At 40.7% G+C, this 18,620-nt stretch carries 24 protein-coding genes and 1 pseudogene; 19 read left to right on the forward strand and 6 right to left on the reverse strand.

Annotated features, from left to right (window positions below; genetic code table 11):
- Positions 1-37: 37 nt before the first annotated feature.
- The 14 genes and pseudogenes from MY7_RS19900 (at position 38) to MY7_RS07785 (ending at position 8,749) form a co-directional block, all read left to right on the forward strand.
- Positions 38-322, forward strand: coding sequence for a hypothetical protein (locus tag MY7_RS19900; protein WP_228767512.1), 285 nt, complete (start codon positions 38-40; stop codon positions 320-322).
- Positions 316-681, forward strand: a complete 366-nt coding sequence (locus MY7_RS19905) for a hypothetical protein (protein WP_228767513.1) — start codon at positions 316-318, stop codon at positions 679-681. The genes MY7_RS19900 and MY7_RS19905 overlap by 7 nt, the downstream gene beginning before the upstream one ends.
- A gap of 403 nt (positions 682-1,084) precedes the next feature.
- Positions 1,085-1,207 (forward strand): hypothetical protein, encoded by a 123-nt coding sequence (locus tag MY7_RS20020; RefSeq protein ID WP_007611676.1) that lies wholly within the window; start codon positions 1,085-1,087, stop codon positions 1,205-1,207.
- A gap of 15 nt (positions 1,208-1,222) precedes the next feature.
- Positions 1,223-1,426 (forward strand): hypothetical protein, encoded by a 204-nt coding sequence (locus MY7_RS19910; RefSeq protein ID WP_029325926.1) that lies wholly within the window; start codon positions 1,223-1,225, stop codon positions 1,424-1,426.
- An 88-nt stretch (positions 1,427-1,514) separates the two neighbouring features.
- Positions 1,515-1,658: a hypothetical protein gene (locus tag MY7_RS19540; protein WP_007611678.1), complete on the forward strand. Its 144-nt coding sequence runs from the start codon at positions 1,515-1,517 to the stop codon at positions 1,656-1,658.
- 182 nt (positions 1,659-1,840) lie between these two features.
- Positions 1,841-2,257, forward strand: a complete 417-nt coding sequence (locus MY7_RS07740; protein WP_007611680.1) for a UPF0715 family protein — start codon at positions 1,841-1,843, stop codon at positions 2,255-2,257.
- Between the two features lie 36 nt (positions 2,258-2,293).
- A complete protein-coding gene (locus tag MY7_RS07745; protein ID WP_007611682.1) occupies positions 2,294-3,055 on the forward strand; it encodes an N-acetyltransferase in 762 nt (253 codons plus the stop codon).
- Positions 3,056-3,271: 216 nt separating this feature from the next.
- Positions 3,272-3,814: a GNAT family N-acetyltransferase gene (locus tag MY7_RS07750; RefSeq protein ID WP_007611684.1), complete on the forward strand. Its 543-nt coding sequence runs from the start codon at positions 3,272-3,274 to the stop codon at positions 3,812-3,814.
- Between the two features lie 221 nt (positions 3,815-4,035).
- A pseudogene (locus MY7_RS19915) lies at positions 4,036-4,345 on the forward strand (hypothetical protein).
- 30 nt (positions 4,346-4,375) lie between these two features.
- A complete protein-coding gene (locus MY7_RS19920; RefSeq protein WP_228767514.1) occupies positions 4,376-4,621 on the forward strand; it encodes a hypothetical protein in 246 nt (81 codons plus the stop codon).
- Between the two features lie 330 nt (positions 4,622-4,951).
- On the forward strand, positions 4,952-5,431 hold the full coding sequence (locus MY7_RS07765; RefSeq protein ID WP_007611692.1) for a DUF4944 domain-containing protein: 480 nt from the start codon (positions 4,952-4,954) through the stop codon (positions 5,429-5,431).
- A gap of 571 nt (positions 5,432-6,002) precedes the next feature.
- Positions 6,003-6,623, forward strand: a complete 621-nt coding sequence (locus tag MY7_RS07775) for a DUF3885 domain-containing protein (RefSeq protein ID WP_007611694.1) — start codon at positions 6,003-6,005, stop codon at positions 6,621-6,623.
- A 225-nt stretch (positions 6,624-6,848) separates the two neighbouring features.
- Positions 6,849-7,922, forward strand: coding sequence for an LLM class flavin-dependent oxidoreductase (locus MY7_RS07780; protein WP_007611695.1), 1,074 nt, complete (start codon positions 6,849-6,851; stop codon positions 7,920-7,922).
- A gap of 206 nt (positions 7,923-8,128) precedes the next feature.
- Positions 8,129-8,749, forward strand: a complete 621-nt coding sequence (locus tag MY7_RS07785; RefSeq protein ID WP_003154023.1) for a lytic polysaccharide monooxygenase auxiliary activity family 9 protein — start codon at positions 8,129-8,131, stop codon at positions 8,747-8,749.
- Between the two features lie 164 nt (positions 8,750-8,913).
- Here MY7_RS07785 and MY7_RS19150 read toward each other — a convergent pair whose 3' ends face one another.
- The 4 genes from MY7_RS19150 to MY7_RS07805 all read right to left on the reverse strand — a co-directional run bounded on the left by MY7_RS19150 (position 8,914) and on the right by MY7_RS07805 (position 13,345).
- The gene (locus tag MY7_RS19150) at positions 8,914-9,012 is read right to left on the reverse strand and encodes a YjcZ family sporulation protein (RefSeq protein ID WP_003154022.1); all 99 of its coding nucleotides are present in this window, start codon (positions 9,010-9,012) and stop codon (positions 8,914-8,916) included.
- Positions 9,013-9,757: 745 nt separating this feature from the next.
- Positions 9,758-10,294, reverse strand: a complete 537-nt coding sequence (locus MY7_RS07795; protein WP_007611706.1) for a hypothetical protein — start codon at positions 10,292-10,294, stop codon at positions 9,758-9,760.
- A 285-nt stretch (positions 10,295-10,579) separates the two neighbouring features.
- Complete coding sequence (locus MY7_RS07800) at positions 10,580-10,765, reverse strand: hypothetical protein (RefSeq protein WP_050585490.1); 186 nt, start codon at positions 10,763-10,765, stop codon at positions 10,580-10,582.
- A 162-nt stretch (positions 10,766-10,927) separates the two neighbouring features.
- Positions 10,928-13,345 (reverse strand): peptidase G2 autoproteolytic cleavage domain-containing protein, encoded by a 2,418-nt coding sequence (locus tag MY7_RS07805; protein WP_007611709.1) that lies wholly within the window; start codon positions 13,343-13,345, stop codon positions 10,928-10,930.
- Between the two features lie 379 nt (positions 13,346-13,724).
- On the opposite strand from MY7_RS07805, the gene MY7_RS07815 reads away from it, so the two are divergent.
- The 4 genes from MY7_RS07815 (at position 13,725) to MY7_RS07825 (ending at position 16,459) form a co-directional block, all read left to right on the forward strand.
- Positions 13,725-14,159, forward strand: a complete 435-nt coding sequence (locus MY7_RS07815) for a dUTP diphosphatase (protein WP_007611711.1) — start codon at positions 13,725-13,727, stop codon at positions 14,157-14,159.
- A 403-nt stretch (positions 14,160-14,562) separates the two neighbouring features.
- Positions 14,563-15,384 carry a poly-gamma-glutamate hydrolase family protein gene (locus tag MY7_RS07820; protein WP_007611714.1) on the forward strand — a complete coding sequence of 274 codons (822 nt, stop codon included), beginning with the start codon at positions 14,563-14,565 and terminating at the stop codon, positions 15,382-15,384.
- Between the two features lie 108 nt (positions 15,385-15,492).
- Positions 15,493-15,642, forward strand: a complete 150-nt coding sequence (locus tag MY7_RS19750) for a hypothetical protein (protein WP_007410334.1) — start codon at positions 15,493-15,495, stop codon at positions 15,640-15,642.
- Positions 15,629-16,459 (forward strand): prohibitin family protein, encoded by an 831-nt coding sequence (locus tag MY7_RS07825; RefSeq protein WP_007611716.1) that lies wholly within the window; start codon positions 15,629-15,631, stop codon positions 16,457-16,459. Before MY7_RS19750 ends, MY7_RS07825 begins: the two co-directional genes overlap by 14 nt.
- Before the next feature lie 27 nt (positions 16,460-16,486).
- Here MY7_RS07825 and MY7_RS07830 read toward each other — a convergent pair whose 3' ends face one another.
- Complete coding sequence (locus MY7_RS07830) at positions 16,487-16,936, reverse strand: YndM family protein (RefSeq protein ID WP_003154009.1); 450 nt, start codon at positions 16,934-16,936, stop codon at positions 16,487-16,489.
- A gap of 153 nt (positions 16,937-17,089) precedes the next feature.
- On the opposite strand from MY7_RS07830, the gene MY7_RS07835 reads away from it, so the two are divergent.
- Entirely contained in the window at positions 17,090-17,518 is a 429-nt protein-coding gene (locus tag MY7_RS07835; protein ID WP_007611718.1) for a hypothetical protein, read from the forward strand.
- Positions 17,519-17,856: 338 nt separating this feature from the next.
- On the opposite strand, the gene lexA is transcribed toward MY7_RS07835, so the two are convergent.
- Positions 17,857-18,477 (reverse strand): transcriptional repressor LexA, encoded by a 621-nt coding sequence (gene lexA, locus MY7_RS07840; RefSeq protein ID WP_007611720.1) that lies wholly within the window; start codon positions 18,475-18,477, stop codon positions 17,857-17,859.
- Positions 18,478-18,620: the final 143 nt, after the last annotated feature.

An 18,620-nucleotide genomic window follows, 5' to 3' on the forward strand; every position in this document is an offset into this window, starting at 1 on the left:
ATACATCAATAGACACGTTTTCAAAGGAGGTCTTTTTTTGAGCGATAGAAAGCTGACGGAAGATAAATTCGATAATCGGCTCACTGAGTTTGCGCCCTTTATCAGCCCTAACCCTGTTACATCATTTAAACCGGTTCAAAGATATCCTAAAATCGATAAAACGTCGTTCATAAGTCCGTTTTCCAGCGTGATAGGAGACGTGAGAATAAAGGACAATGTTTATGTAGCGCCAAATTCTGCTATTCGTGAGATGAAGGAACACCCTTTTATATTGGTTCAAATACAAATCTTCAAGACGGAGTCATTTTACATGGTTTGTTAAAGCAATTTGTCACAGTCAAAGATAAGGCATATTCCATTTATATCGGAAACAATGTAAGTGTCGGGCATGACGCTCTCATTCATGGCCCTTGTTATCTTGGAAATCACACGTTCATCGGTTTTAAGGCAATCGTGTACAATGCAATTATAGGAAAAGGATCATTTGTTTCATACAATGCTGTTATCACAAATGGTGTACAAATTGCACCGAATCGGTTCGTTCCTCCCGGTGCCGACATAGACACACAAGAAAAAGCTGACAGACTCAGAAGAGTGACAGAAGAGGAACGTGAATTTGCACGGGAAGTGCAGCGCGTAAATCAAGAATTTCCCCCTTCTTATAAAGCGTTATTCAGCTAATGAAAAGTTTTGGGAAGAGTCAGATTTCACTCAGGGATTCACAATAGGAAGAGATGAAAGCTATGAGATTTGTGGGGAAGCTGCAAGAAGATTCGAGGGTGAGCTTGCGGCGGATTTGGTCGAGCTAAAAAATTGACCATCCCACAAATCTCTTCCAGCAAGACTGACAGGAGGATACAAATCATAACAATTAAAGCTTCGCGAATGAGCCTAAAAGCGGCTCTTTTATAATCCGTCTTTAACGCTTTAACGTAGAAGTTCAGCACTCATGGTTCTGCTGGATAAGACAACTTTTCTTATACAATTAGCATAGTGCAGTTACTTATTTTTACATAACTGTTGGAAACGGTCTTTCCATCTGAGATAATAAAATTCATATTGATTGATACATGGGGGAGTAAGGATGGGCCGTTTTTATCAAGCGGCACGCAAACCATTTTACAAACAAATTCCTCAAGCGGTTTTTATAACCGAAGAAATTAGTGCTTTGGATAAACGCTGTAAGAAAGACTCTCTGTTTAAATAAACGAGGTGAAAATCAATGAATGGTATAGAATTCTTAGAATCTGTGTCGCGACTCGGACAACTCATTTTGGTGTTTTCCTGCTACGCCATTTATTGGAAATTGGGTAAAACGAAAAGGGAGCGAAGACTTACAAAATTCGAAGCTTTGCTTAGGTTCTTTGTAATGTTTGGCCTATCTGCATGGGGGCTGTCGTTTCTTGCTTTGAATTTGTGGTCGTAATCTTTCTGTCGATATTTGACTTGCACTGCAGAGAATTACACTGGGATATGATTTTACCCTTAGTGAAAAGAATTTCAGGGGTAATCATTTGAACTTGAGCGCGGCTGATAAGGTGAATGGTGATGCAAACAGAAATCATTACTTATTGATCACAAAAGGAGCCGGCTGCGGAGATGTGTGGATTAAAGGCTTTTACGGATTCGAACACGATGAGCCGGATGCAGATTGGTGAGCGATACACAGTCAAGGTATTTCCTTGACCTTTTTTAATGGCAATTAAAATTTCTGGATATTAAGATAGTGAATTGATGATCTGCCAAAAAAACATAGATCTTTTAAAGTGATGGATATATACTGATTTTAAACAATAGTAAAAAATGGTAAATATATTTTTATATAAAGCAGGTGAAATATATGGGAGCGGCGACTTGGAGCAAAAGGCAAAGCTATACTTACACATTGGCTTTTTCAAGTTTGTCGTATGGTTTGATCTTCGGGCTATATATGTTTGTGTACTCGGGTTTTGTGCCATTTGCATTGGTTACTGTGGTTATCATTGCTTTTTATGCATTTATTACTTACTTTTTGTTTGCTGTTCCTGTGCAACTATGGCTAAGAAAGAAGCCTAAAAAGTTTAGTTTGGTTCATCTTTTCATTTATACAGCAGTCGCTTTTTTAGCCGTGTTCTTGTTCTGGCACATAGGCAATCCGTCAATTGATTTCACAGTTTTCAGAAGTTTCATTTATTACATAATGAGCTTTGCTGCTGCGTTCATATATTGGTTCTGGGCCTCTATATTTCTGAGAAATTACAATGTTCACTGCAAGTAAAGCTGATGTTTCCAAAAGAAAGCGGGTGAGGGAAAAATGGAATACATTGAGTTGACTAGGGACAATATTGATGACAATCATATTTGCTGTGCATTAGGTACGAAACAATATGAGGATGCGGTAAATGAAAAGAAGAGCTGGCTCAAAGATCGAATGATTGATGGCTTGGTGTTCTATCGCCTAAACGAACGGGCAAAAGTTTTTATTGAATATTTACCTGCAGAAGAAGCATGGGTTCCGGTAAGCGCACCTCATTTTATGTTTATTAATTGTCTGTGGGTCTCAGGTAAATATAAGAATAACGGACATGCGAAACACTTGTTAGAAAAATGTGTGTCAGATGCAAAATCCCGCGGTATGGATGGGATAGTTCATATAGTGGGGAAGAAAAAACTCCCTTATTTAAGTGATAAGCATTTCTTTGAACATATGGGATTTGCTGTGCAAGATGAAGCAGAACCCTATTTTCAGTTGATGTCACTGACGTGGAATGAACATGCACATCCTCCTGTATTTAAAAAACAGGTGAAAAGTAATTCCGTTAATGATGAGGGAATCACAATATTTTATACAGCTCAATGCCCATTTGCAGTCGGATTGTTAAAGGACTTAAAGGAACTGACTGAAAAGAAAGGACTTCATTTTCAGGCCCGGCGAATAACGTCAAAGGATATGGCGCAAAAATCCCCGGCAGTTTGGACGACTTTCAGCGTGTTTTATAACGGGACATTTCTCACTCATGAGATGATGAGTGTGAATAAGTTTGAAAAAATACTCAATAAGCTTTTAATGGCTTAACTTTGTTTTAATTACTATTGCTCGTTTCTATATTCGATACTGAGGGTTTTTCACGAAAATTGTTCAGTACTTTACATCGCGGCGGCAAATGAAAATTATTGTTTTTGACAAAGATGATAGCATCCATCATTATAGTAAAAATAGATTGAGACAAGTTCTTCAACAAACGAAGAAGTTCTTTTCAATGATCGATAACAATGAAACAGGAGACTGCAAATGCAAAAAATTGAAACCCACCGCTTAATTTTAAGAAACTTTACCGAGAGAGATTCGCAAGGTCTGTTGGAATATTCGGCACATCCGAGAGTGAATTGCTTTCTTGATGACAGAATGTCTACGTTAGAAGAAGCTGCCGTAAACGTTCAAAAAAGAAGCCGAGATGACTCTTATATTGCAGTTTGTTTAAAAGACAGTAATGATCTAGTCGGAGAACTATTTTATTTAAAAGAAGAGCCAGATACCTATTCCGTTTGTTGGAATTTCAATGCCCGTTTTGAAGGGAAGGGATACGCAAGTGAAAGTGCGAACGCTTTCTTTGAGTATCTCTTTATGCAAAAAGAAGTAAGAAGGCTTTATGCATATGTTGAAGATGATAACTACAGGTCACAAAAACTATGTGAAAGATTAGGAATGCGTAAAGAAGGTTATTTTCTTGAATTTATTTCATTTACTGCACACGAGGATGGAACACCTAAATATGAAAACACTTACCAATACGCATTGCTAAAGAAAGAATGGTTAAAACAAAAACATAGTTAATAGAATTTGTGGGGAAATAACCTCCCCTTTGTCGAAAAAACCTTGCTGAAAGCAGGTTTTTTTGTATTTAAGTTAAATACTTCATTAGGTTACCAATCATACCAATGTATTATGTAATTGAAAAAAGTACTTAGATTAGTAATGATCAAAAAGATTAAGCTTGAAGGTTGGGAAAAACATGAAATTCATTATAGCAACGTTGTAAAATTGGAGAGAGGATAATGTTATGGACATTTTGCAGTTTAGCGACAGAAGGCGCAGGAAGTAATTCGAATCAGCAATGTTCAATTCATTTTGATGAATTTAAAGATGCGCTCGAGAACGGAAAAGTGGTTGATAATCAAAACCTTAAAAGCATTAAATCACCAGTTCGATTACTGGAAATCCAGAATAACGGGTGGACGAGCCGTAACTGAAACCGATAATCAAGTGCTGGATATCATCAAACAAGCATACAATCTTGGAATGGTTGCGAAAGATAATATGCTTTTGAGAAATCAAGCAATTAACGCTTATAAAACATCTATTTAATTTTAAATCGGCGTTTCAGGTGAACTTTATATGATTTCTGTTTTAGTAAACATATTTAAAAACGAAATAGGAATTAAAATATGCAGACAAAGCGGCGAAGCATATCGCATAAAAGGTGTTATCAGATGTATGGCCGTTCCTAAAAATAAAACTTATGAAGAAAGGAACTCTAACTTGAAATCAAATTTAGTTTCGTTTCTATTAGCATTGTCAGGATTTATATTCAGTATTTATATGCAGTATTTATATGCAGTCAATGGCTTACTGGAGCAATGACTCTATGCTGTGGTATTGGGTCGGTGCGATTTTGTCGTATCTATTTGCTGCAGGATCAATGGTTACTCTGATTCTTAACAAAAACAAAGACTCAATTCTAACAATAAGTTGTCTCATTTTAATGATTGTAACCGTTATGCTTATTTTAGTCACAACTTTTTGGACGACTTTTATCATTATTGCATGGCAATCTGGGATGTGAGACTAAGGGGAATATGATCTTCTTAGTATTTTTTTATTCCTGGGATTAGAATCCCTTTTTATTATTCTTTCAAATTAAATGTAACAATTCTAATATTCATATGTTCTAAATGATAAAGGCGGGATGTCATGAAAAAACGTAAAGTCATTAAAACATTGCTGGTTATTATCACTGTTCTCATAATAGCAGCCGGATTTGCACTGTTTTCTTTAATTTCAGGAGAAAAAGTTAAATATATCGGCTATAGCCAAAGCAAGACGTGGGAAGCGTCAATTGAAAAATCAGACAAGACCTCTATCGGCCCTAACTATTTCTTGAATTTGTATTACAGAGGTAATAAAGTGAATGAAAAGAACACGGTGATTAAGAGATTAACATTATTTGTTGACGGCCGGAAATATGGTGAAGATAAAGACTATCATCTTTCAGAATACACCGGAGAGAAATTAGAAGGCGGCGGAACGGGAGAAGACCATATTGAGACGTTTGAATATATGCCGGAAAATGAAGTGATCGGTCATGAAATCACTGTTGAAGCAGCATGGAAAACCGATCATGAGTCCTATTCAGAAAAATTCAACCTGAAAAGAACGCATTGGTATGACTGACAGAATAAAAAGAGGGCGGTATAACCCTCTTTTTGACGCAGAGCCTTTATTTTTGTCTGTTTTTCCTCGATGTGCTGAAGTCGATAAAAGAGGCATTGGAGCCGATAAAATTACTTACTAAGACATACATAAAGAAACCATTAAAAGCTCCCTGCCGGCATTCGTAAAAAAGAATGGATAATGAGATAAGCAATACAGCCGTAAGCAAGTCTGCAGTCAGACCTATTTTACGGCGAGACTGAAAATATGCTCTTAATCTTCTGATCTTGTTCAAAGCTGACACCTCTTGATGCTTATGTAAAAGAAAATAATACCATTGAAATATATGTAATATCAATGAATAGGGTTGGAAACGGAGGGGTTCAAAGTTGAGGCGATCTTGTGTAAAAGAAAGGATCAGGATGAATGTGACCAGCATCCACCCTGATCAATGGGGTTCACAGTGTTCTATTTCATTGTATTCCAATCGGAATAATATTACAAGGGTGAAAAAGAAGAAATAAGCGGAATGTTTTCGGCTTCTTCTGCTTCTTCTGCTTCTGGAGCGGGAAAAGGAAAGTGAGATGTTTGAATGAAAATAAATGATTATCTGAAGGAAAGGTTTCCGACTTTAAAATTAGTGCCCGGCATTTATCATCAATGGGACGTGGGAATTCATTTTTCTCTCGGCGGCAATATGTATCAATTTAATGAAAGCGGTGCTTTGAATCTTGAGTATTTTCAGCTTGTTCATCATCAAACCGCTGCACTTTTCAATGAGCTGTTTGAAAATAGCGATGACTTGTTTCTTGTTGCCAACATGTATAAGCACAAATCTCAAGGTCATCACGCGAGAAAATTAAAGGTTTATCAGCCGTTTCTGAAGTGTAAGGATGATTTATATCGGATTCAAGTGAAGACCTGTCCATGCCCGTTCGAAGAAGAATATGAAATGCAGCAGTTTTCTTTATTATGTAAACGGAAAGATCTGCGTATCCCCCAATTACTTAAGGCAGCCGTCCACGAAGATTTTCCGCTGAAGCCAAGGTTCGGTGGCTGTTCCGTTGGGTATCCTGATGTTTTTTTTGTGAATATGACAAAAGATATTATTTTCTTTCTGTATGATGACAGAGGGGGTGAAGTCATTGCTCTTGATGCCGGAAGAATACGAAAGCTTTATGATCAATATCACGATTGGATTGAATTGGACTGAAAATGAACACATGAATTCGAATCCGCTTGTGCCGGCTTTTTTCTTGCTTAGTCGGGCTGCATGAGTGTAATGGGCAGAATTGAAGGGCGCCAGAAACTTTTTTTCCTCTCATACCGACCTTCTGCATGTTAAGCTTCTGTATTTATTTTGAACGAATTCCTATTTGTAAAATGGCTGAATAGAATAACATAAAAGCTTTTTTACACAGTGCAGGAGGAGAGAAATGTGAGGGCTGAACACCGTGATTGTATGGAAATTGGAATTTATTCATTTGCAGAATTATATCCCGATCCTCTGACAGGGAAAACAGTCAGCGCAAAGCAGCGGATAGATGAATTGATGAAGCTGGCGAAACTGGCTGACGACGCAGGACTTGATGTATTCGGTGTAGGCGAGCATCATCGTCTTGATTATGCGGTATCTTCGCCGCCAGCCATCTTATCAGCGATTTCACAGATCACTGAAAATATTAAGCTGACCAGTGCCACGACTGTATTATCCACCGCAGATCCCGTCCGTTTATTTGAGGATTTTGCAACGCTTGATCTGATTTCAGACGGCCGGGCGGAAATTATTGCGGGACGGGGCGCGTTTTTAGACTCGTTTCCTCTTTTCGGTTATAACGTAGGCCATTATAAAGAACTGTTTGAAGAACACATTGACCTTTTTTTAAAATTAAATTCCGGAGAAGAATCGGTTACCTGGAAAGGACGTTACCGGCCGCCGCTGCGCGAGGCAGAAATTTCTCCTCGGCCTTTTCGCGGAAGCATTCCGCTATGGTTAGGTGTTTCGGGGACTCCGGAAAGCGCAGAACGGGCCGGGCGTGCAGGCGCGGGTTTGGCATTAGCTGTACTGAGCGGTGATCCGATGTCATCTAAGCCGCTTGTTGACAAATACCGGGAAGCGGCTTCTAAAGCCGGTCATCCTCCGGAACATGTGAAGGTTGCGGTAACCGGACATATGTTCATTTCAAAAACGAATGAACAGGCAATACAAGAATTTTATCCGTATCATTCAAATTACTGGTCTCACGTTCATTCTTATCACGGGATCGATGAGCCTTTAACGAAGGAAGATTTTGAGCGGGCGTCCGGAAAAGAAACAGCTTTATTTGTGGGAAGCTCACAGCAGATCATTGAAAAAATCATGCATCAATACGAGTTATTCGGACATCAGCGATTTCTCGCGCAAATCGATATAGGAGGTATGCCGTTTAAAAAAGCCGCGGAAAACATCGAACGATTAGCAGAGGAAGTAGCACCGGTTATCCGAAAAGAAACCGGCAAATCCAGCGAATGAAGTTCTGAGCAAAAGGGGCGGGCCGGTCAATCGCGGATTCGACAAAAAATCGGCCCGGCTTTTTCTTTATGATTATAAAAAACAAAGGGGAAAGCGCCAACCTCATTGCTTTTTCCTATCAAGAAAAGGAAGGTCATTTCATCCTCTATCGTGAAGTGTATATACCGAAAGGTTTTTATTAATAAAAGAGGGAGGATGATGCAGTAATGAAGGGTTTAGTCAAAGCTGCAGTTTTAACTGTTACTCTTGGTATTGGAGGCGCTTTCTATTCAAGTGATGCATCTGCGCACGGGTATATAAAAGAGCCCGTCAGCAGAGCGTACATGGGAGCATTAGAGAAACAAACATTGGGCTGGACGGCCGCTGCGCAGAAATATGGCTCCGTCATTGATAATCCTCAGTCTGTAGAAGGGCCGAAAGGATTTCCGGCTGCAGGTCCGCCGGATGGAAGAATTGCGTCTGCAAATGGAGGATCGGGACAAATTGACTTCGGTTTAGACAAGCAGACTGCAGATTATTGGGTAAAACAAAACATCCGCGGCGGTTTTAACACCTTTACTTGGTACTACACGGCCCCTCATGCGACATCAAAGTGGCACTATTATATCACCAAGAAAAACTGGAATCCGAATAAACCTTTGTCAAGAGATGAATTCGAATTAATCGGAACGGTAAACCACGACGGTTCCAAGGCAGATACGAATCTGACTCATAAGATTTTTGTGCCGACTGATCGAAGCGGGTATCATGTCATTTTAGGGGTATGGGACGTTGCGGATACTTCCAATGCCTTCTATAACGTCATCGATGTAAACCTTACACAATAATCTATGAATTACTGATCGGCTGCATGTTGATACATCGGCCGATCTTTTTAGTTTTAATGTGTGAATGAAAAGGGGAAAAACAGCAGAGCGCCATAAACATTTCATTTATGGCGCCGTACGATCATGGAGGTGCTGCTGACATGGATGCGGAGGTAAGAGGATTCTTAATAACCGCCGAGGAAAGAAGCCCCAACGATGATTAATAAAATGAATAGCACCACGATTAACGCAAAGGAGCTACCATAACCACCTGAGAATCCCATATAATCTCACCTCCTAAAGAGGATTAATACATATTATGCTGAAATGAAAAGTTTGATAGGGATGCTAGTTTACTTTTTGAAAAAAGGTTTTTTAGTCTATATTTTCTTTACATGACCATCCGTTAAAATGAGTAAAAGGAGGCATCGTACTGCTTCCTGTAATAGAGCCGGGTAGGCTCATACATTGAGAAGTTGCGAAGAGAATGCGCAGGTGGCTTGTTTTTAAAAAAATGAAAAGTAACAAGCTATTAGGATTGGAACCTTTTGGTTGGTTTCAAGAGCAGTAGCATGAAAAAAGGGAATGTGATGAGGAATAGAGAAAAAAGATGCGAAGGGCATAATCGGAACCATGTATCAAAACGGACTGCCTGATGATATACGCGTATACTCCATTCTGAATGGGAACGTTAACGATCTAAATAGAAGAACTTCAAGTGTGCGGTAAATAAAAAAAGCCGATGAAGGCTTAACATTGATTAGAAGCCATAAAGCATTTTTTTGCTGCGCTTTCTGCAGACGGAGTTTGATTGTAAGAAACGATTCCGATAATCACTAACAAGATGATGAACACCAATATGCTCCACAACATTATTTTTAAAGACTTTGACATGGCTTACCCTCACTTTGAAAGACTTTACCGGGGCTGCGTTCGGAGCCCGCACTTCAAGTATAGTCGTTATAACGGTGAAAAATGTGCAGTCCAGTTTAAAAAAACTTGCGGGCGCTGCCGCAAGTTTTCTCCGTATTAAGGTCTGTGGAATTCAATATGCTGATTATCACGATCGAACCACCCTCTGAAAGCCCAATTGATCCAGCCCCCGTCTCCTTTGTTATCGAAGGACCCGTCTTCGAAGACCCAGATTCCGTAAGTAATACCGTCATAAACGGCTGATCCGTAAAATTGAACGCCGTTAAAGCGGTCTTCATATTCTTGATTTAAATTGAACACCATGACGTTGTACTTCTGTCCTGATGCGTAAAATGTTGTTTCCATAACATTTTTTACCCAGCCGGTTCGGTTTTGATCTGACTTAACCGCTTCAGCAATGCGATCTGATATTCCGAGAACATCTACGTTTACGTTCAGCCCGGCATCAACACCTGCTGCTTTTACGTTTTGGTCTGCTGTTTGGGATAATTTACTTTCTAACGGATTTGCAACGGGTGAAACGTGAGGCGCGTTTGCGTGTTCAGACTGACTGGCTGCTGAGGCACTGGCTGTGAAAGGAATTGTTAGAGATAAAGCTAAGCATGATCCGACTACCGTTCTGGCGATTTTCATGGCTATGACCTCCTGAGGAAATTTTTAAAAATTGTTGCAAATTCATGGTATCGCAGAAAAATTGACCAAGCAAAGAGTAGATTTTCTCAAAAGTCATGTCATCCTATTTGTGTTGTTTTCTGTAAATGAAATACTTTTAATTAGGCGAAAAGGGAAGAAAATAATAGAGTCTTTTTATGTATTGTGATAGGATGACCGGATTTTGGGTGAAAATAGCCCGGAGAAACGCCATAATAAGAAAAACACCCGGAGTTTACCGGGTGTAAAAAGTGTTGATATGTCAAGTCAGCAGCATTTTTTACATTTTTTGCATTTTCTTTTATAAACAACGATGTAATCATAATCAAGATGCTTTTTATCTTGTTTCTTCTTTTTTTGTTTAGGCTGCTTTGGGTGGTGATCATAATGTCCGTTCATATCCATGTCCATATCCATATCCATTTCCATTTCCATACCCATATCCATACTCATATTCCTCCTTTTTTCATCTGACGGTAGTATTCTATGACAGAAAGCATGGATGGCTTGGACAAATGAAACGGTATGCTGAAAAAGAGGCATCTCATTCGGTATAAAAAACAGGATCATACCCGCCCGATAGAAAAGAGAGGAGATGATCCTGATATTGAGACCCTATTTGATAACCGCAATTGCAATGCCGTACCCTTTTTCAGAACTGTATAAGGCCGTCAGTTTCAATACCTTCCAGCCTTCCGCGGCTTTAGTCCCGATTCCGTTATGGGCCGTGATATAATCTCCCGGGCTGACCGTACCGTCGACCCGTACGTAATGCCGGCCGTTGAGTCCGACAATGTGCCATTCGTCTCTGGCCGCGCGTGCTTCATAGTCAGCTTCAAGAGCCGGACTGCAGTCCGGGTTTTGTTTCGGCACGCGTACCGTTTCTCCTGTTTCTTCGTCAGTCACATTTTCGTATATGAAACCGCCGAACTCATTTGTCAAAAAGCGGCTTTGCCATCCGAAGCTTGCGGCTCCTGAGATAAAAGCGGCTGTTTCTGAAATGACGCCGAGCATGTAATCTCCGACGTGAGCCGATTCAATTTTTTCGCCTTTCACTGTGACAATCGTCCCGGCGGGAATTGTCTGGCCGGTTACACTTTCAAAATATTCTCCGTACCCTGACAAGGAAGAGGTGACAGCTCCGGCGAACGTACCGTGGCCGCCCGCTGAATCCAGTTTCCATTTGATGGACTGATGCCCTCCGGCAACCGTGTATGGTTCTTCCAATGTAATGCTTTCTGATGACAGAATCGTTCTGGAGACTTTGCTGCCCGTAATATGGACATTGTTTGAAGCGGCGATAAATGCCCTTGAACCTTCAGAACTTGAACCTCCGGAAGAGCTGATGATCGCATTTCTGTCACCTCTGGCCGTAATATCGCCTGTTCCCGCAATAACGGCGCTTGTCGGGTTGAATGCAAAACCAGAGCTGGTCGCGAGCTGTGCGCCTCCCTTTAAATTGACGGGGATCTGCTCATAAGTCTGTCCTTTTATAGATGCGGCTGCGCTGTAACCTTCCGCTTGCACCCCGAGAATGACGGCCTGACTGTTAGGGGACGTAATTCCGACGGAACCGCCGTCTCCGATCATCGTACCGTTCATAATATTTACGTTATATTGGCCTCCGCCGATTGAGATGCCTTTAGGAGAAGACTTGTATATATCAAAATTTAAAATTTTAACATAATCGGTTTTATTTGATCCGCCGGATATATTGATGTCAACACCTGCTTGTGTAAAGCCGCGTATTTTAATGCCGTTGATCGTAATATTTTGACTGCGGTATTGAAGAGCCACGACTGGATTCCCGCCATAGTCGTATGAGGGATCACCAATAGCTGTGAATCCGTTTACATTAACGTTTTTATAGGCAGAGATGACCAGCGCCCTCGGGGTCACACCGTCATAGAGAGCATTAAACACCGGTTCAATCGCGGTGCAATCGGTTAAAGTAACATCATAAGCCGTCGTGCTTTCGGGGTCTGAGGCCTGATGATGGCCGATATGACGAATATCAAATGAACGTACATCACGATACGAAACATGACCGATAATATGAACATTTTGAGAAGCCGGCCACAGGCTGTGCGCCTTTACCTCAATCCCGCGGATATTTCCGCTCGTATAGTTATTTAAAAGCCATACATGTTTAGAGCCGTCGTCAATTTCAATGCCGTTCGAGTTTGCGCTGCCCTCAGCATGCTCTGTGCCGCGGGGGTTTCCGGAATGGCAGTTGGAGATGAAAATATACTCGCTGTAATGGGTGGTAATGCCGTCGTCTCCGGCGCCGTATGCCACACAGTTATCAATCCATATATATCGGCACCCGTCTTTCGTCCATTCTGTTTCAGGCAAATGATCGTAAGTCGGAGATGTAATATCAATACCATGGAGACCCGCGTTAACCGTTTCAACATTCTTAATCCAGCCGTATTGCACATTAGCAAACGTTAAACAGCTGGAAAACTGTCCTCCTGGGTTCCTGACCCCGCATTGACGATCAGGATTCCAGTCTAAAGTCATGTTCTGGACAAAAATATTACGGTTTCCATTTTCGTAATCATCGTTAGTAATGACCCATTCGTATGCGGGAGTGTCCTCATGAAGCTTTAGCACGGTAATCCCTTGTCCCTCACCGGAAATGGTAGTCCATGAGGGGAGTTTTATCCCTTGAACCAAAAATTCTCCTGCGGGAACATTTACTTTGACCCGGCCGTTCCCGATCGCTCTCCGAAAGGCTTCCGTATTGTCCCGGCCGTCAGGGATCGCTCCGTAGTCCTCCACATTCACTTCCCGGGTGATTTTATTCTTAAGCATTTCGTATTCTGTATCAAGCCGTTCTTTTAAAAGTGAGGTGACCATTCCTTCCGCCGTCACCCGGGCATCTGCGATCTCAAGATTATCATCCGTTGCGGAATGCTTAATAAAATTCTGCATCCTTGCTTTGAGATGCTCCAATTCAGAGGGCTGTGCAGGGCGAGACTGCAATGGGGCGTTTAAAGACGGATCAGGAAAGTTTTTAAATTGAACCATTCTAAAGACACCTCTTTCTTTTGATATAAGCGCCTGAGGCAGGGGACAGAAAAGAGTCGCGCGCCCTTTAAGCGCTTATTCTTCAAATTCTTTATTCAGAACGAAATTCCTTTTGAAACCAAGGTGAAATTTAAAAAAAGCTCTGTTGAAACAACGGATATAAAACTTTGCATTATTGTAATTGAAGCTGTCATGTGAAAATGGAGGAAAAAACTGATAGGAGGGGCCCTCATTTTAGGTTTATTCTCATTGACTTTGCAGTGCTTCTCCTTCGGCTGCATATACACCAAAATCAACATTCTTATCAGTTAAATGGTATAATGGGGCACGGATTGGTCATCAATACGACTGAAATAGGGAACCAAAAGGAGCAGCGAAAATGACTTTACAAATCAAAATTAAATATTCAGATGATACGCAAACGAGAATCAGTAAAATTGAACAGGGCGATTGGATTGATCTGCGGGCAGCTGAAGATATAACAATCAAACAAGGTGAATTCAAACTTATCCCGCTTGGAGTTGCGATGGAACTGCCGGAAGGATATGAGGCCCATGTCGTTCCGCGTTCAAGTACATATAAGCATTTCGGTATCATTCAGACAAATTCAATGGGAGTCATTGATGAATCTTATAAAGGCGACAATGACTTCTGGTTTTTTCCTGCATTCGCGCTTCGGGATACCGACATTTCCAAGGGGGAGCGGATCTGCCAATTCAGAATCATGAAGAAAATGCCTGAAGTAGAGCTGATCGAAGTAGACAAGCTCGGGAACAATGACCGCGGCGGACTGGGATCAACAGGCACGAAATAAAACGAAAAAAGACTGCTTAACAGCAGTCTTTTTTTATGGAAACAGCAGTTACATTCAATTTGTTTCGGTGATTCTTGAATTGGGAAATCATACGTCATGTTCAAATTTGACTTCGAAATTCGGCCACTCTGTAACCGTTTATGCCGGGAGCAAATATTTGAGCCGGACGCCAGCCCAGCTCAAATATTGATAAAATGATTTCTTGCAGTCTTCACTCTCCTCCAAAACTAAGGAGAAGGGTTTCATTTTTATCATTTAAGCTTTCCGTCTCTTTGACAGAAAGACTTTTTTAGGTTAAAGGATAGAGGTTGTTTTGATGTTTTTATTCTCCAAGATGAACGGAGGTTTTGTCCAACGTATATAATATTGTGACAAAAGTGTAAACAAAAGAAAGGATGATGTTATGGCAAAAAGGGTTAGAAGAATAGAGCGTAAAGCAGCTGGCAAAGAGGCAGAGCAGAAGAAACCGTCCAAAGTCACCCTGTTCTGCCGTTCGCTTCAAAGGCTGAAGCATTTGTATTGTAACATAAACATACAAATGCCATCAATAACCAAAAAAGGAATTTTAGTTTTAATTTTACCGTTTTTGCTCCTGCCGTTCTTTCAGGCTAATGCCGCTTCAGATATTTACGGCGGTTTCGAGGAATTAAAGCTGAATGAAGATCCTTCCGATTTTTCCATTTCAACGCGAGAGCATGACCCTTCTGTCCTCATATTAGCTATACACGGCGGAGGCATAGAGCCGGGGACCAGTGAGTTATCTAGAGAAATTGCCGAAAACCGGAGTTTATATTTATTTGAAGGGTTAAAACCAGCCGGTAATGCGGCTCTGCATTTGACAAGTTCGCATTTCGATGAACCTAAGGCCGTGCAAATGGTGAAAGAGCACTCTAATGTCATTTCATTGCACGGTTACGGCAGTGACGATAAAAAGATAAAAATCGGCGGTACAGACAGAGAACGGGCCGAACTTTTGACCGATGTGCTGAAACGGCACGGGTATCCTGCCGTTCTTCTTGGCATAAATGATAAATATGCAGGCGTCAGTCCGAACAACCTTGCCAATCAATCTTCATCCGGATTGAGTATTCAAATCGAAATGAGCACCGGCTTCAGAAAATCACTATTTGACACTTTTACGCTGAAAAGCAGAGCATCCACACAAAATGGGACCTTTTATCAATTTACAAAAACGATTTCTGATTTTATCAGTGACAATTATTAATAAGCACGCCTATTTTGCCGGCGGAGCTTTTTCTTTTGAAATTTATGAAACTTTAAGTTCTTAAGATCGTATACATAATTGACAGGATGAAAGAAAAGAGGTGGGCAAATGAAAGTGATGATCGGGTCTATCATTCTTCTTGTCATCATCGGATTCGGTTTATGGCTGATGCTTAGTCCAATCTTTAAACAAGTGGGAAGCGGAGCCAAAAAATTCAAAAAGTCATGGGAGGAAGAAGATCAGCATGAGCGAAAATAAGCGCGGAAACACAAAAAAAATTCTCGGCGGTGTGATTATAGGTGCAGCCCTTTTAATTGCGGGCGTTACAGCGTCACTATTCATTGAAAAAATACCGAACGGTTATGTCGGGGTTGTATACTCACCGAATGGCGGGGTAAAATCCGACACATTGGACCAAGGCTGGCACTTAGTCGGATTATTTAATAAAGTAACGGAATATCCGGTGCGTATGCAGACAGTGAATAATGAAAATATAAAAGTGGCAACCTCAGACGGTAAAAATATTGAAATGGATATCGCTTACAACTATGTCGTGCAGCCTGATAAAGTAGTCGATCTGTTTAACAAATTCGGGGCGGTAGACGTTGAAACGATCGAAAATACATATTTAAAAACAAGGCTGTGGGATGCGGCGCGAAAATCAATCAGCAAATACTCGGTTATTGACACATACGGGCAAAAATCTGCAGAAGCCGCTGCCGATGTTCAAAAGAGATTTGCTGATGATATGAAGAGTCTTGGATTTTTAATTGATGATCTGACGCTTGGCGTACCGAAGCCGGATAAAGCCACACAGGAAGCTATCGATGCAAGGGTGAAGTCTTCACAGGAACTTGAACGGACACAAACTGAAATTAAAATAGCCGAAGCCGAAGCGAAAAAGAAAAAAATTGAAGCGGAAGGGATCGCTGATTACAACCAAATCATAAAGAAATCAATGTCCGATGAAATGATCAAATATAAATGGATTGAAAAATGGGACGGAAAAACGCCGAAAGCGACAGGCACAGACTCACTGCTGCAGCTGCCGCTGGACGATCAGAAGCAAAAATAAAAAGAGAAGGAGGCGATTGCCTCCTTTTTATGTTTTTTCCTGTGGGTCTTTTTCCGGCACTAATTCTTCAGACGCCTCGGTTTGATAGCTCCATAGCGTGCTATCCGTCTCTGTTGTGTCCTGATAATCTTCGGGAAGTACATATTGCTGCAAATACCGGTGAAAAAATGCCTCAAAAACAGAAATGCAAAGTGCAGAGATAACCGATGCCGCGGCAGGCGAGACATTAAATCCGCCAATGTTCATAAGGAATATCCATAATATAATGAATGAAATTCCGAAATCAGCTGCAACGGCTGTGAAATTGCTTGTTCTCGGCAGAATCATGCAATCACCCGCAAAATAAGTGATTAAACTTAAGATCACTGTAATAAACAGAACGTTTAAAAAGGTTACTTGGTACATAAGATCCAGAACAATGTACAGTAAAGCAAGTGTGAGCGCCGTTTTAGAAGCGAAAGCAATTACGTGTTTCATTTGAACCACCTTCGTTATTTCGTTTAGTCTTCATTGTAAGCAATCCGCAAATTTTTAAACTGGTATATAGTGGTTATAAAGTATACGTTTTAATAAAATGTGAATAGACATCACAGGATTCACAAGTTAAAATATGTAAAAAGGGGGATGTAAATGAAAAAATACTGGATATGTATTGCTGTTTTTTTATTATGTTTTAGCGGAATACACTCAGTTAAAGCGGCTACCACTGAATTCGGATCAAAAACAAGCTTCACTTTGGAGGGAAATGCAAAAGAGTTTCATATTGAAAATCCGGGGGCTGTAGCTGCCGACGATTACTTTTTAGGATATAAGTTCACCATAATGAACAACTCTTCGTGCGGTTTAAGCATGAAACTCCAGCGGATGGCGCTGAACGGAAATTTTTATACATTAAGTTCTAAAAACTACAGCGGCAGCTGGTTAAACCTCAGTGCCCAGGATAAAAAATCAATTGATCCGTATCACAAATACAGGATTCTGGTTGAAAGTTCTTCAAACGTCTGTGGCCCCGTCTATATTAAAGGGTTATACGGTGTAGAATATTATCATTTTGATTGAAAATAGATACTCGCTAAAGGCAGCGGGTTTTTTTATATTCAGATATAACTTATCGTACTATGTACTAAATATTCATATATAAATTTTGATGCACCCGCTCAAAGAAAAGATAAACAAAAGCAATTTCATCACGCACAAATATACAAAGTTGAAAAATGGATGAAAAGTTTCTTGAGGGAAACATTATTAGTTGACTTCAAAAGTGTGATGTCGGATAATAAGAATGTAAGTTTTTCCTCCTTAGCAGATTCGTTTCTTAAGCCAGGGCGAATCTGCTTTTTTTATGCAAAAAAACCCCTTGCAGAGGGGTTTTTTACGATAAATGAAGTTTAATAGAATTAATGTACAGCTCTGAATACGCCGATAACTTTCCCCAAAATGCTTACGTTTTGCAGGATAATCGGCTCCATCGTCGGATTTTCCGGCTGCAGCCGCACATAATTGTCTTCTTTATAGAAGCGCTTGACCGTCGCTTCATCATCTTCGGTCATAGCTACGACGATTTCTCCGTTATTGGCCGTGTTCTGCTGTTTGACAATGACGTAATCTTTGTCAAAAATGCCGGCGTCGATCATACTTTCTCCCATGATTTCTAACATAAAGACATGTTCGCCCGGAGGAACCATCCGGTCAGGAAGCGGAAAATACTCGTCGATATTTTCAACAGCCGTAATCGGAATACCCGCCGTCACTTTCCCGATGACCGGAACGTTTACGACCTGGCTTTTCGGAATTTGGACTTCTTCTTCATCCAATACCTCAATCGCCCTCGGTTTAGTAGGGTCCCGTCTGATCAGGCCTTTTGTCTCCAGCCGCGCCAAATGGCCGTGCACGGTTGAACTGGAAGCCAGTCCTACTGCTTCTCCTATCTCTCTTACAGAAGGCGGATATCCTTTCGTTTTTACCTCTTCTTTAATAAAACGCAGGATATCAAGCTGCCTTTTTGATAGCTTCGTCATATTTCGCACCTCAAAACGTCGATTTTAAGTAGATTATAGCATGATTTTCCTGACAGTACAAACATAGGTTCGAAAAAAACGATTGACAGAAACGTTTGTTCGTATATACTGAAAGGTATAAAAAGCGAACAAACATTCTTATC

The organism is Bacillus sp. 5B6 (assembly GCF_000259405.1).
Taxonomy (GTDB): Bacteria; Bacillota; Bacilli; order Bacillales; family Bacillaceae; genus Bacillus; species Bacillus velezensis.